Annotated in this window: 11 protein-coding genes and 1 tRNA gene; 2 read left to right on the forward strand and 10 right to left on the reverse strand. The window is 62.5% G+C overall.

From position 1 onward, the window contains the following. Window positions 1–38: 38 nt before the first annotated feature. Complete coding sequence (rpsA, locus tag ACHFFR_RS03680; protein WP_394262924.1) at window positions 39–1,505, reverse strand: 30S ribosomal protein S1; 1,467 nt, start codon at window positions 1,503–1,505, stop codon at window positions 39–41. A 155-nt stretch (window positions 1,506–1,660) separates the two neighbouring features. Here rpsA and ACHFFR_RS03685 point away from each other — a divergent pair, with 155 nt between their 5' ends. After that, window positions 1,661–2,455 (forward strand): methyltransferase domain-containing protein, encoded by a 795-nt coding sequence (locus tag ACHFFR_RS03685; protein ID WP_394262925.1) that lies wholly within the window; start codon window positions 1,661–1,663, stop codon window positions 2,453–2,455. Window positions 2,456–2,605: 150 nt separating this feature from the next. On the opposite strand, the gene polA is transcribed toward ACHFFR_RS03685, so the two are convergent. Then, window positions 2,606–5,314: a DNA polymerase I gene (gene polA / locus ACHFFR_RS03690; RefSeq protein ID WP_394262926.1), complete on the reverse strand. Its 2,709-nt coding sequence runs from the start codon at window positions 5,312–5,314 to the stop codon at window positions 2,606–2,608. Window positions 5,315–5,376: 62 nt separating this feature from the next. Here polA and ACHFFR_RS03695 point away from each other — a divergent pair, with 62 nt between their 5' ends. Continuing rightward, on the forward strand, window positions 5,377–5,754 hold the full coding sequence (locus ACHFFR_RS03695) for a PaaI family thioesterase (RefSeq protein WP_394262927.1): 378 nt from the start codon (window positions 5,377–5,379) through the stop codon (window positions 5,752–5,754). A 37-nt stretch (window positions 5,755–5,791) separates the two neighbouring features. Here ACHFFR_RS03695 and ACHFFR_RS03700 read toward each other — a convergent pair whose 3' ends face one another. From ACHFFR_RS03700 to ACHFFR_RS03735, 8 genes are all read right to left on the reverse strand, one after another. Continuing rightward, the gene (locus ACHFFR_RS03700) at window positions 5,792–6,388 is read right to left on the reverse strand and encodes an ANTAR domain-containing response regulator (protein WP_394262968.1); all 597 of its coding nucleotides are present in this window, start codon (window positions 6,386–6,388) and stop codon (window positions 5,792–5,794) included. Window positions 6,389–6,560: 172 nt separating this feature from the next. Then, window positions 6,561–6,642: transfer RNA gene (locus tag ACHFFR_RS03705), tRNA-Leu, on the reverse strand. Between the two features lie 91 nt (window positions 6,643–6,733). Continuing rightward, window positions 6,734–8,161: a pyruvate kinase gene (gene pyk, locus ACHFFR_RS03710; protein ID WP_394262928.1), complete on the reverse strand. Its 1,428-nt coding sequence runs from the start codon at window positions 8,159–8,161 to the stop codon at window positions 6,734–6,736. Between the two features lie 49 nt (window positions 8,162–8,210). Beyond that, on the reverse strand, window positions 8,211–9,230 hold the full coding sequence (gene lgt, locus ACHFFR_RS03715; RefSeq protein ID WP_394262929.1) for a prolipoprotein diacylglyceryl transferase: 1,020 nt from the start codon (window positions 9,228–9,230) through the stop codon (window positions 8,211–8,213). Window positions 9,231–9,232: 2 nt separating this feature from the next. Next, complete coding sequence (gene trpA, locus ACHFFR_RS03720; RefSeq protein ID WP_394262930.1) at window positions 9,233–10,045, reverse strand: tryptophan synthase subunit alpha; 813 nt, start codon at window positions 10,043–10,045, stop codon at window positions 9,233–9,235. Continuing rightward, on the reverse strand, window positions 10,042–11,268 hold the full coding sequence (gene trpB, locus ACHFFR_RS03725) for a tryptophan synthase subunit beta (RefSeq protein WP_394262931.1): 1,227 nt from the start codon (window positions 11,266–11,268) through the stop codon (window positions 10,042–10,044). Before trpB ends, trpA begins: the two co-directional genes overlap by 4 nt. A gap of 10 nt (window positions 11,269–11,278) precedes the next feature. Beyond that, entirely contained in the window at window positions 11,279–12,094 is an 816-nt protein-coding gene (gene trpC / locus ACHFFR_RS03730; RefSeq protein ID WP_394262932.1) for an indole-3-glycerol phosphate synthase TrpC, read from the reverse strand. A 33-nt stretch (window positions 12,095–12,127) separates the two neighbouring features. Continuing rightward, the gene (locus ACHFFR_RS03735; RefSeq protein ID WP_394262933.1) at window positions 12,128–13,675 is read right to left on the reverse strand and encodes a chorismate-binding protein; all 1,548 of its coding nucleotides are present in this window, start codon (window positions 13,673–13,675) and stop codon (window positions 12,128–12,130) included.

A 13,675-nucleotide genomic window follows, 5' to 3' on the forward strand; every position in this document is an offset into this window, starting at 1 on the left:
CACCTTGCGGTGCCCCTTTCCTCATAAGCCAGTGGCGATTAGTTGCCGGTCAGCTTCTCGCGCAGTGCGGCAAGCGCCTCATCAGAGGCGAGCGTGCCGGACGCGTCGTTGCCCGACGAGTAGGAGGCGGGTGCCTCTTCTGCCGGAGCTGCCGACTCGCCCGAAGCCATCGCCTCAGCGTCGGCCTCCTGGTGAGCTGCAACCTGAGCCTTGTGGGCGGTCCAACGAGCTTCTGCCTCGGCGTACTCGGCCTCCCAAGCAGCCTGGTTCTCCTCGTAGCCCTCGAGCCACTCGTTCGCCTCGGGGTCGAAGCCCTCCGGGTACTTGTAGTTGCCCTCGTCGTCGTACTCGGCGGTCATGCCGTAGAGCGACGGATCGAAATCCTCCGACGTCGGGTCCACGCCCTCGTTCGCCTGCTTGAGCGAGAGGGAGATGCGGCGACGATCAAGATCGATGTCGATGACCTTCACGAACACCTCGTCGCCAACCTTGGCAACCTGCTCCGGCAGGTCGATGTGGCGTTGAGCGAGCTCGGAGATGTGGACGAGGCCCTCGATGCCGTCCTCGACACGCACAAACGCACCGAACGGAACGAGCTTCGTGACCTTGCCCGGCACGACCTGACCAATGCGGTGGGTACGTGCGAAGGTCTGCCACGGATCTTCCTGCGTGGCCTTGAGCGAGAGCGAGACTCGCTCGCGGTCCATGTCGACGTCGAGCACCTCGACGGTGACTTCCTGGCCGACCTCGACGACCTCGCTGGGGTGGTCGATGTGCTTCCAGGACAGCTCCGAGACGTGCACCAGGCCGTCGACCCCGCCGAGGTCAACGAACGCACCGAAGTTAACGATCGAGGAGACGACGCCCTCACGAACCTGACCCTTCTGGAGGGTGTCAAGGAAGTGAGCGCGGATTTCGGACTGCGACTGCTCGAGCCATGCGCGACGCGAAAGAACAACGTTGTTACGGTTCTTGTCCAGTTCAATGATCTTGGCCTGAAGCTCACGGGCGATGTAGGGCTGGAGGTCGCGGACGCGACGCATTTCAACGAGCGATGCCGGAAGGAAGCCACGCAGACCAATGTCGAGGATCAGGCCGCCCTTGACGACCTCGATGACGGTACCGGTAACAACGCCGTCCGCTTCCTTGACTTCTTCGATCTTGTCCCAGGCTCGCTCGTACTGTGCACGCTTCTTCGACAGCAGCAGTCGGCCTTCCTTGTCCTCCTTCTGGAGAACGAGAGCCTCGATCTGGTCACCAACTTCAACAACATCATCAGGATCGATGTCGTGCTTGATGGAAAGTTCCTTGGAGGGAATGACACCCTCGGTCTTGTAGCCGATGTCGAGGAGGACTTCGTCCCGATCGACCTTGACTACGGTGCCTTCAACGATGTCGCCATCGTTAAAGTACTTGATTGTTTCGTCAACGGCGGCGATGAGTTCTTCTTCGGTGCCGATGTCGTTGATGGCGACCTCCGTGGAGGTCTGATTGTTTGTGGTCATAGAGTTGGTGACTCCGGATAATTTACTAGTATGGACAATTGTTCGTGGCTCCAGCTTCAAACTGGCACCAACGGACTAGTTTACGGTTATTACGCGCCCGTATTCAAGCGCGAAGCACGCCGCGAATGCCGACTTGACCACACTTGGAGGATCCGTTGAGTGCCGGTTTCATTCCCGTTAACCCAGCCGACGACTCCGGGCAAGCAAACAGCCGCTGGTGGTCAGAAAACGCTGACGATTACCTGACCGAGTACGGAGGCGTCCTTGGCGAGGCCGATTTCATCTGGGGTCCAGAGGGTCTGCGAGAGCGCGACGTCGAACTGCTCGGCTCTCCCTCGTCGCTGCGGGGTGCGTCCATCCTCGAAATCGGGTGCGGAGCTGCTCAATGCTCGCGCTACCTCGCCACGCAGGGGCTCAACGTCACGGCGTGCGACCTCGCGCCGGGCATGGTTGAAGCGGCGAGGGTTCTCAATGCGAAGCACAGCGTAGGCTTCCCGATCGACGTGGCCGATGCTCGTGCACTCCCCTACGAGACCGGCGCGTTCGACGTCGTATTTACCAGCTTCGGCGCAATCGACTTCATCGACGACCTCGCAGACCTCCATCGCGAAGTCCGGCGGGTGGTGCGGCTCGGCGGACGATGGGTGTTCTCCTGCTCGCATCCGGTGAAGTGGATCTTTGCCGACGATCCGGAGTCCTTCCGAGTCGAGCATTCCTATTTCGATCGCACGCCCTACATCGAGCGGTTCGAGGACGGCGAACTCGAGTATGCCAACTTCCACCATACCCTCGCCGATCACATCAATTCGCTCAGCGAGTGTGGATTCGTGATCGAGGAATGCGTGGAGCCGGAGTGGCCCGCTGGCCGCGAGGTCGTGTGGGGCGCGTGGGGGCCGACCCGATCAGCGCGCGTGCCAGGCACGATCATCATTTCCGCCCGCGCGGCCTAGCCACACTCCGCCGCGCCCCTACTCCGCACCTCACCACAGCCACTACTCTGCATTCGGGGCAACTTCCATCTAAACGGGGCAGGAAGTTCCTGCCCCATTTGGTAAGGACCTGCACCGTTTGCGGGAAATGTGCGCGTGTGGGCACTGGGGTCAGTGGGCGGCGTCGCGCCAGTTACGGCCCACGCCAATGCCAACGGACAGCGGCACGCTGAGCTCGGAGGCCTGGCCCATCTGCTCGCGCACGATCTGCTCGAGCTTCTCGGCCTCATCTGCCTTGACCTCGAAGACCAGTTCGTCATGGACCTGAAGCAGCATTCGCGAGGAAAGGCCGGCCTTGTCGATGCCATCTTGGACGAGCACCATCGCGATCTTGATGATGTCGGCCGCCGACCCCTGAATGGGAGCGTTCAACGCCATCCGCTCGGCAGCCTCGCGCATCTGGCGATTCTGGCTCGTCAGCCCGGGCAGGTACCGGCGCCGACCCATGATCGTGGACGTGAAGCCATCCTTGCGCGCCTGCGCCACCACCTCATCGAGATAATCGCGAACTGCGCCGAAGCGCTCGAAGTAGTCGTTCATGAGGCGATCGGCCTCGCCCACGGAAATGCGCAACTGCTGAGATAGCCCGTAGGCAGATAGGCCGTAGGCAAGGCCATAGCTCATCGCCTTGATCTTGGAGCGCTGCTCCCCCGTCACCGCATCCTCGTCGATGCCAAACACGCGGCCCGCCACGTAGTTGTGGAGGTCGGCGCCGTCATTGAACGCCTGAATGAGCGAGGCGTCCTCGGACAGGTGTGCCATCAGCCGCATTTCAATCTGCGAGTAATCGGCGGTCATCAGGTAGTCGTAGCCCTCACCCGGCACGAAAATCTCGCGGATCTGCCGCCCCTCTTCAGTGCGCGTGTGGATGTTCTGCAGATTTGGGTCGGTCGACGAAAGCCGGCCTGTGGCCGCCACCGTCTGCTGGAAGGTGGTGTGAATGCGACCATCTTCCAAAACCGACCGCTGGAGTCCCTCCACCGACTGACGAAGCTTGATCGCCTCGCGATGATCCATGAGCCCGGACAGGAACTCCTGCCCTGCCCGCGCGTCCTCGTCCTCTCGCAGCGCGATCTTCACGAGCAGATCGGCAAGCGCATCCGCATTCGTGGTGTATCCCGACTTCGTTTTCTTCGTCTTCGGAAGATTGAGCCGCTCGAATAGCACTTCCTGAAGTTGCTTCGGGCTCGACAAGTTCACGGACTCGTCGCCAATCGCCGCATAGGAGCGATCCTGAGCATCCTCAACGCGCGTGTTGAAGTCGTGGTACAGCGCGGCCAACCGCTCCTGATCCACTCCGATGCCCGAGGTCTCCATGTCAAAGAGCAGTTGCGACACGGCGAGTTCGAGGTCAATGAGTGCGCCGGTCGGATCCGCAGCGTCGAGTGCAGTATCGAAGGCCGCCCGAAGGTCATGCAGCGCGGCTGCCCGCGGAGCGAGCGGGCTCTCGACAAGCGTGCCGTCGGCGCCAATGCCAAGCGTGTCTCCGGCACTCGTAGCCGCCGCCAGATCGTAGTTCAAGTAACGCTGCGCCAGATCCTCGATGTCGTATTTGCGTTGGTCGGGATGGAGCAAGTAGGCGTCGATCTCGGTGTCCGCCACAACGCCGCGCAACGTGATGCCTGCGCCGGCCCACGCGTGGGCAATTCCCTTCGTGCCGTGGCCGATCTTCTCTTGGCTTGCGTCCTCGAGAAAAGCTACAAGAGTTTCCTCGTCGACGACGTCGAGCCCCGGCTTATCGCCGTAGTACACCGCGCGATCCGAGGCGGCGATGGCGAAGCGTTCGACATCGCCTCTCAACGGGCGCCGATCCCCCTCGAGGTCGAGTGCCCACGGACCCTCGTGCTGCTCTAGGAACTCGCTGAGCGGAATGGATCCAGCAGGAATGAGCGTGGCCTCAATGGCTTCGGCGTGATCGTCCTCTGTGCCCGGCTCGCCGTCGCGCATCGGGAGCTCCTTGAGCACCCGTTCGCGAAGGGTGGTGAAGTTCAGGGTGTCAAAGAGCTCGTGCATCTTCTCGCGCTCCACACCAAGCGGCTTGAGCTCATCCATGTCCTCGACGATTGGGAGGGTGCGCACGAGGTCGTTGAGCTTGCGGTTGCGGCGAACCATGTCGAGGTTGTCGCGCAGGTTCTGGCCGGTCTTTCCGCCGATCTCGTCGGCATGCTCGAGAAGCGCTTCCAGCGACCCGTAGTGATTGAGCCACTTCGCGGCCGTCTTTTCGCCCCACAGTGGTACGCCCGGAATGTTGTCCGCGTTCTCACCAACCAGCGCTGCAACGTCGGAATATAGCGCGGGCACCACGCCCGTCTTCGCCTTCACGGCCTCGGGCGTGTAGACGGCCATCTGCGAACGCGGCATCGGGTACAGCAGCGTGATCGAGTCATCAACCAGCTGATACGTGTCCTTATCGCCGGAGGAGATCAAGACCTTCATGCCCTCCTGCTCGCCGCGAGTGGCGAGCGTGGCCACGATGTCGTCAGCCTCGTAGTCCTCGTAGGTCAGCCACTGAACGCCAATGACGTCCAGCACCTCCTGGATCACCGAGATCTGCCCCTTGAACTCCTCGGGCGTGGCAGCGCGGCCACCTTTGTACTCCGCGTATTCGCGAGTACGGAACGTGCCGCCAGGAAGATCGAAAGCCACCGCGATATGGGTGGGCGAATGATCGGCCACGAGCTTGAGGAGCGTGGAGAGGAAACCGTGGATCGCGTTTGTGTACTGACCCTGATCGGTCACGAAATTGTCCGCGGGCAGCGCGAAGAATGACCGGAACGCGAGCGAGTGTCCATCGAGCACAAGAAGAGTATTGTCTTTCACGAGCCCTAGCCTATCGCGCGGGGCCGACACGTTTCAGCGCCTAGCTCCTATACTTGTGACCCATGAGCGAAAACTGGACGCAGCTTGCCGACACGCTTGGCATTGAGATTGTGACGACGACGGCCGACGAGTGCGTCATCGAGATGCCCACCCGGGATGTGCGCCAGCCATACGGAGTCTTGCACGGTGGCATTAACGGCGTCGTCGTCGAACATGCCGGCTCGATCCTTGCGCGTTCGAACGCTCCCGACGGCCGAATCGGAGTGGGCACTGAATTGTCCGTATCGAACCTCGCCCCCAACACGTCCGAGCTCGTGCGCGCCCGCGCCACGGTACTCAAAGCTGGCCGGTCCTCGCTGACCGCGCTGGTAGAAGTCACAGACGCGGCCGGAAACCTCACAGCTTCCGGCCGCTTGACCTGCGTTTTTATCGCGCCCTAGAGCGGGCGTACAGATTCGCCCGAGAACGGGAAAATTTTTACTTGCCGCCAACCTGCTCGACGACGGCGTCGGCAACCTCGCGCATCGTCAGGCGACGATCCATCGAGGTCTTTTGAATCCAGCGGAACGCCTCCGGCTCGGTCAGGCCCATCTTCTCCTGCAGGAGGCCTTTGGCCTGATCCACGCGCTTGCGCGTCTCGAAGTTCTCGGCAAGCGAGGCAACTTCCTTCTCGAGCGAGGCAATCTCGCGCGAGCGTGACAGCGCGATCTCCACGGCCGGAATCAGATGCTCGGGCGTAAACGGCTTGACGACGTAGGCCATGGCGCCGGCGTCGCGAGCACGCTCCACGAGCTCCTTTTGCGAGAAGGCCGTGAGCATGACAATCGCGATCTGGTGATCCGCGAGAATGCGCTCGGCTGCGCTGATGCCATCCATGCCGGGCATCTTCACGTCCATGACGATGAGGTCTGGCTCGTGCTCCTCGGCCAAGGCAATGGCCTCGTCACCCGTCGATCCCTCGGCGACGACGGTATAGCCGGCGTCCTGAAGGGTTTCAACGATGTCGAGACGGATGAGCGTCTCATCCTCGACGACGAGCACACGTACGGTTGCGGGGTCCGTATCGTCTTCGATTCGTTCAACCTTGGCACCCGCCACTGCGTCTTTCACGCGTTCCTCCGATCGCACTGTTTGCTTCGTGCCTCGGTACCACGCCGCATGGGCACGGCCGCATAGACACGTTCTCATCAATACTACAAATTCGTGCTCGGACGTTGGCGCGTTTCGCACGTATTGCACTTGTGAGTGCTCCGGGCGGGACTCGAACCCGCATGCTTTTCAGCGCTGCATTTTGAGTGCAGTGTGTCTGCCAATTCCACCACCGGAGCGAGGAACTGTACCGATCTTACTGGGATCCGGGCAAGAAACACTCCGCCCGAAGGCGGAGATTCCTCACACGTTGGCACAGCTCGGGCGGGATTAGTCCACGGACTTGAAGGTCTCACCCATCTTGTGAATACGGATCGTGTTCGTGGAGCCCACCTTGCCCGGAGGCATACCGGAGACGATGACGACTCGATCGCCTTCTTCAGCCAGACCGCGCTCGCGCAGGATCACATCGACCTGCTCGACCATCTCATCGGTGTTGGCCACCTCGGGCGTGTTGATCGACTGAACGCCCCACGTGAGCTCCAGCCGCTGGCGCACCTCCGTGGACGGCGTAAACACGAGCAGCGGGATACGCGCACGCAGGCGTGCCATTCGGCGAGCCGTCTGACCCGACGACGTAAAGACCGCCAGGTACTTGACGCCGAGAGCCTCTCCGATGTCCACCGCCGAGCGGGTAATCACGCCGTTACGGGTGCGGTGCAGGTTGCCAATCTTCGGAATGGTCTCGAGGCCGTGCTCCTCGGTGAACTGGATGATCGAGGCCATCGTCTGAACACAGATGACCGGGTACTTTCCGATCGAGGTTTCGCCCGACAGCATGACGGCGTCCGCGCCGTCGAGGATCGCATTCGCACAGTCCGAGGTCTCGGCGCGGGTCGGGGTCGGTGACGTAATCATCGACTCGAGCACCTGCGTTGCCACGATGACAGGCTTGGCGTTGCGGCGCGCAATGTTGATCGCACGCTTTTGCACGATCGGCACCTGCTGGAGCGGAAGCTCAACGCCCAGATCGCCGCGAGCAACCATGATGCCGTCGAACGCACGCACGATCTCGTCGAGTACCGTGACACCCTGCGGCTTCTCAATCTTGGCGATCACCGGGATGCGGTGGCCAACCATGTCCATGACCTCGTGCACGTCCTTGACGTCATCCGCGGATCGCACGAACGAGAGCGCGCAGATGTCGGCGCCGTAGTTGAGCGCCCACTCGAGGTCTTCCTTGTCCTTCTCCGACAGCGCCGGAACCGACACGGCCACGCCCGGCAGGTTCACGCCCTTGTTGTTCGAGACCGTTCCACCAATGAGAACCTCGGTGACGACCTCCGGCCCATTAACTTCCTTGACTCGGACCTGAACCTTGCCGTCGTCGATCAAAATGAGATCGCCGGGGTTGCAGTCGCCCGGAAGTCCCTTAAATGTCGTGGAGACGAGTTCCTTATCGCCGGGCACATCCTCCGTAGTGATCGTGAAGATATCGCCCTGCTCGAGCAGAACCGGACCAGATTCAAAGGTGCCAAGACGAATCTTGGGCCCCTGGAGATCAACGAGGACGGCAACTGCTTGGCCGGTCTCCTCCGCTGCCTCACGAACCCAATCGACGCGCTTCTCATGCTCCTCGTGAGTGCCGTGGGAGGCATTGATACGGGCAACATTCATGCCCGCTTCCACGAGTTCGACAATTCGCTCTTTGGTGTCTGTTGCTGGACCTAGGGTACAAACGATCTTGGCTCTACGCATGATTCCACCATACCTGATGAACGGGACGCCTGATGAAGCTCAGCCCCGATTATTTACGCTGTTCACTTTCTGTTTCTCCGCCCGGCAGGTCGTCGTTGTCATCGACGACGCCGGAATCGGCGGTTTCGCTATCCTTCGCCGTGGCTGGCTCGTCAGTTGCGTCATCTGCGACGCCGTCTGCGTCTTCTGCGGCGTCGTCGTCCGAAGCGCCGTCCTCGGGGCTTTGGGCGTGCGGGTCGCGCCCGTCGAGATAGATGTCACCCAGCTCAGGGTTCGTCTTGAGGTACCTGGTCAAGAGCACAAACACGACCGCCGCGATGAGGAAGACGATGATCGACGTCCACACGTTCAGGCGAAGGCCGGCGAAGATCTGGGCATCGTCGATGCGCAGGGACTCAATCCACACGCGGCCGGCGGTGTAGAGGATGACGTACATGATGGCGGTCTGGCCGCCACGGAACCGGAAGCGCTTTTCCAGCCACACGAGCAGCGCCGCCATGGCGAGCACCCACAGCGCCTCGTAAAGGAACGTCGGATGGAAGGTCGTGCCCGCCTCGTATCCGGCCGGGATGTAGGCGTCATCGACTTCAAGCGCCCACGGTAGGTCAGTTGGTCCGCCGAAAAGTTCCTGATTGAAGTAGTTCCCCAGCCGGCCGATCGCCTGCGCTACGAGAACGCCGGGCGCCACGGCGTCGGCGAACGGAGCAAACCGCAGGCCCTGCCTGCGCAACGCAATGAATCCGCCCACGGCGCCCAGAGCGATGCCACCCCAGATACCGAGCCCGCCTTCCCAAATGCGCAAGGCCTTGAGCATGTCCCCGTTCGGGCCGAAGTACGGGTCGGGCGTCGTGATGACGTGGTAGATCCGAGCACCGACGATGCCGAACAGCACCATCCACACGGCGACGTCAATCGAGACGTCCTTGGGGCCACCCCACTTGGTGTATCGGCGATCGCCAATCCACCAAGCAACGATGATGCCCGTCACGATCGCCAGAGCGTAGAAACGGATGTCGAGCGGGCCGAGCTCGAGTGACGAAATCGGCGGAGACGGAATGGCAGTGATCATAGTTAGCCTTCGCGGGTTGTGTGGGCTCCTGTGGCGATATCTTCAGCGACCTGACGCAGTTCGCGCAGGCCGGCCGCGGTATCGCCGTCGTTCTTGACGAGAGTCTGGACGAGAGCGGAGCCGACGATGACGCCGTCTGCGTATCGGCCCACTTCCTGTGCCTGTTCGCGGTTGGACACGCCGATGCCCACGCACACGTTGGGTGCGCCGGCCTCGCGCGTGCGGCGCACGAGGTCTTCGGCCGAGGACTCGACCGAGGTCTGCAGGCCCGTCACGCCCATGCGCGACGCGGCATAGACAAATCCGCGGGTCGCATCCACGGTCTTCTTAATGCGTTCGTCCGTGGACGTGGGCGCCACGAGGAAGATGCGATCGAGGTCGTAGGCCGTGGAGGCGTCGATCCACTCGCCGGCTTCCTCGGGAATGAGATCGGGAGTGATGAGGCCCGCTCCCCCGGCGTTCGCAAGATCGCGGGCGAAGTTCTCCACGCCGTAAACGAAGATCGGGTTGTAGTAGGTCATGATGACCACCGCCGCGCCGGTCTTGGCGACCTCCTCGACGATGCGGAACATGTCGCCGCGCTTGAGGCCGCGCTCGAGTGCCTTTTGGCCAGATTCTTGAATGATGACGCCGTCCATCGTCGGATCCGAGTACGGGAATCCGATTTCGACGATGTCAGCGCCGGCGTCGACCACGGTCTTCGCGGCATCAATCGAGCCCTGCACGTCGGGGAACCCGCCGGACAGGTACGCAACGAAGGCGGCGTGGTTGTGTGCGCGCGCCTTATCGATCTGATCAGAAACGTGTACGGTCACAGATTGTCCTCCTGCGTGCCTTGGCCCAGGTCGAAGTACTCCATGGCCGTTTCCATGTCCTTGTCACCGCGGCCAGACAGCGAGACGGCAATCGTGATCGTCTCGCCCTTCTTCGCGGCCTCTTCGCCAAGCTTGATGGCGACGGCGAGCGCGTGCGCCGACTCGATGGCGGGAATAATGCCTTCGGATCGCGAGAGCTTCGCGAAAGCGTCCATCGCCTCGGCGTCGGTGATGGGCCAGTACTCGGCACGGCCGGACTTGGCCAGCGCCGCGTGCTGGGGGCCAACGCCCGGGTAGTCGAGACCGGCGGAAATCGAGACGGACTCGACCGTCTGGCCGTCGTCGTCCTGAAGAACGTACGTCTTCGCGCCGTGCAGCACGCCGACGTCACCCTGCGTGATCGATGCGGCGTGGCGGCCGGTTTCAAAACCGTCGCCCGCCGCTTCGGCGCCCACAATGCGCACGGTCGGATCGTCGAGGAACGCGGAGAACATTCCGATTGCGTTGGATCCGCCGCCCACGCATGCCGTGACGACGTCGGGCAGCTCCCCGGTCAGATCGAGAATCTGGGCACGTGCCTCATCGCCAATGATGCGCTGCAGGTCGCGGACGAGGCTCGGGAAGGGATGCGGGCCAGCAGCGGTTCCGAAGATGTAGTTCGTGGTCTCGACGTTCGTCACCCAGTCGCGGAACGCCTCGTTAATCGCGTCCTTGAGCGTCTTCGAGCCGGTCTTCACCGAGATCACCTTGGCGCCCAGGAGTTCCATGCGGGCGACGTTCAGCGCCTGCCTCTTGACGTCCTTGGCGCCCATGTAGACCACGCATTCGAGGCCCAGGAGTGCGGCCGCCGTCGCTGTTGCCACGCCGTGCTGGCCGGCGCCGGTCTCGGCGATCACGCGGTGCTTGCCAATCGAGCGGGTCAGCAGCGCCTGCCCGAGCACGTTGTTGATCTTGTGCGAGCCCGTGTGGTTGAGGTCCTCGCGCTTTAAGATGATGCGCGATCCCCCGCAGTAACGCTCGCCGAAGCGCGGTGCTTCGGTGATGATCGAGGGCCGGCCGGAATAGGTGCGGTTCAAGTGATCGAGCTCGGCGATGAACTCCGGATCGTCCTTGAGTTTGAGCCAGCCCTGCTCGAGATCGCCAAGTGCACGCATGAGGGCTTCGGGGATGAATCGCCCGCCGAAGTCGTCAAAGTATGGGCCGGTTGCTTGCGAAAGTCGCATGGTTCCTTCTTTAATTTGAGGTGAGTGAGGGGTGCTGTCCTGCCGCAACCATGTCGCGTACGGCCTGAAGCGGATTGCCGTCCGTCACGAGCACTTCGCCCATGAGCACCGCGTCGGCACCCGAGCGGGCGTAGTTGAGCATGTCGTTCGTTGAGGCGACGCCGGATTCAGCCACGCGCACCACGGAATCTGGCACGACATCGACCACCTGATCGAAGGTCGCCATATCCACCTCGAGCGTCTTGAGGTTGCGGGCGTTGATGCCGAGGACCTGTGCTCCCGCGTCGAGTCCGCGTAGCGCTTCTTCTCGGTTGTGCGCCTCAACGAGGGCCGTCATGCCCAGCGAGTGAACACGCTCAATGAGCGAGGTCAACACCGTCTGTTCGAGGGCCGCCACGATGATGAGCACGATGTCCGCACCGTGTGCCCGGGCTTCCCAGATCTGGTAGGGCGTGACCACGAAATCCTTGCGCAGCACGGGAATGTCCACGCGCGCACGGACGGCGTCGAGATCGGCGAGTGTGCCGCCAAAGCGCCGCTCTTCCGTCAGCACGGAGATCGCAGCCGCGCCGCCCTCCTCGTAGATGCCAGCGAGGTCGGCTGGGTCTGGGATGTCGGCAAGCGCGCCCTTGGAGGGACTCTTGCGCTTGACCTCGGCAATCACCTGAACGGATCGATGGGCATCTGCAGGTTTGAGCCTCTCGATCGCGTTGAGTGGGCCGCGGACCTTCGATGCTCGCTCCTTGAGCTCATCAAGGCTCACCTCAGCTTCGCGCCGCGCAAGATCCTCTCGGACGCCGGCAATGATGTCGTCTAGAACAGTCATAAAATTCCTTCCCTCACGCCACCTTACCCACGGTCACGGCGTGGGCGAAAAACCACGTTCCGCTAGCTGGGACGCAATCTGGATTGCCTTGAGCACGGCGCCCGCCTTGTTCTGGGTTTCCTCGTATTCGTAGGCGGGGTCGGATTCGGCGACGACGCCGGCGCCAGCTTGCACCGATGCCTTCCCGTCCTTGATGACGGCGGTTCGGATGGTGATCGCTAGGTCCGCATTCCCGGAGAAGTCGAAGTAGCCCGTGACTCCCCCGAAGATCCCGCGGCGAGCCGGCTCGAGCTCGCTAATAATCTCGACCGCTCGCTCGCGCGGGTCGCCCGCGAGGGTGCCTGCAGGGAACGTCGCTGCCAGGCAATCGGCGCTCGTGACGTCCTCGCGCAGTTGCCCGATCACGGTCGAAGTGATGTGGATGACGTGCGAGAACGTCTTGATTGCCATGAGGTCGACGACGTCGACGGACCCGGGCTCGCACACCTTCTCCAGATCCTTCGTGGACAGGCCAACGAGCATCATATGCTCGTCAACCTCCTTCGGGTCGGCCTTGAGCTCTTCGATGACGCGCGCGTCTTCGAGAGGGTCAGCCGGCCGCGGGCGCGTGCCACCAATCGGGAAGGTCATGACCTGCCCGTCGCTCACGCGCATGAGCGTTTCCGGAGATGAGCCGACGATAGTGAAGCCAGACTCCGTGCCATCGGGCAGGCGCAGATACAGCATGTAGGGGCTCGGGTTGATCGAGCGCAGGACGCGGTAGACGTCCAGCGGATCGGCCGGAGAATCGATATCGGCGCGTTGCGACACGACCACCTGGCCAGCCTCGCCGGCGATAATGTGATCGATCGTTGTCTGAATCGCCGCCTCGAACTCGTCTTTGGTCACCCGCCACTGGGGCTGGGGAACCTCGGCGTCCCCGATCGCCGACGCACGCGCCGAGATCGGCCGGTTCAGGCGCTCGCGGATGGAACCGACGCGCTCCACCGCGTCCTGCCACGCGCGCTCGATGCCATCGGGCGTGTTGTTGCGGTTGATCGCGTTGGCGATGATCCAGACGCAGTTCTCGCGATGATCAACCGCCACGAGGTCGTCGGCCAAGCACAGCGAGGCATCCGGCGTCGGAACTTCTGCGGGGGCGTCGGTGCGAAGATGTGGCCACCAGTCGTAGAGAGTGTCCCAGCCAAGGGTTCCAACGAGCCCGCCGGTCAGCGGCGGAAGTCCGTCAATTGGCTCGCTTGTCAGCTCGGCCAGAGCCGAGTTCAGCACGTCCATCGTGCTTCCCTCGCGCTGCAGACCCTCGGGAACGTCGCCGTGCCAGGTCGCCGTGCCGTCGACGCTCGTCATCCACGCCCGCGAGGACACTCCGATGAACGACCAGCGCGACCACGTGCCGTCCGCTTCGGCGCTTTCCAGCAAGAACGTGCCCACGTTCGAATCGGCTAGCGCGCGGTACAGGGACACGGGCGCCGCGTCGTCCACGAGGATCTTGGTCACCACGGGAACCACCCGGCGGTTGCGACCCAGGTCCGCAAACTCGTCAAGCTCGGGCCATACCTGACCCCATTCGAAATTCTTCAT

Source organism: Trueperella sp. (assembly GCF_043424875.1).
Classification (GTDB): domain Bacteria; phylum Actinomycetota; class Actinomycetes; order Actinomycetales; family Actinomycetaceae; genus Trueperella.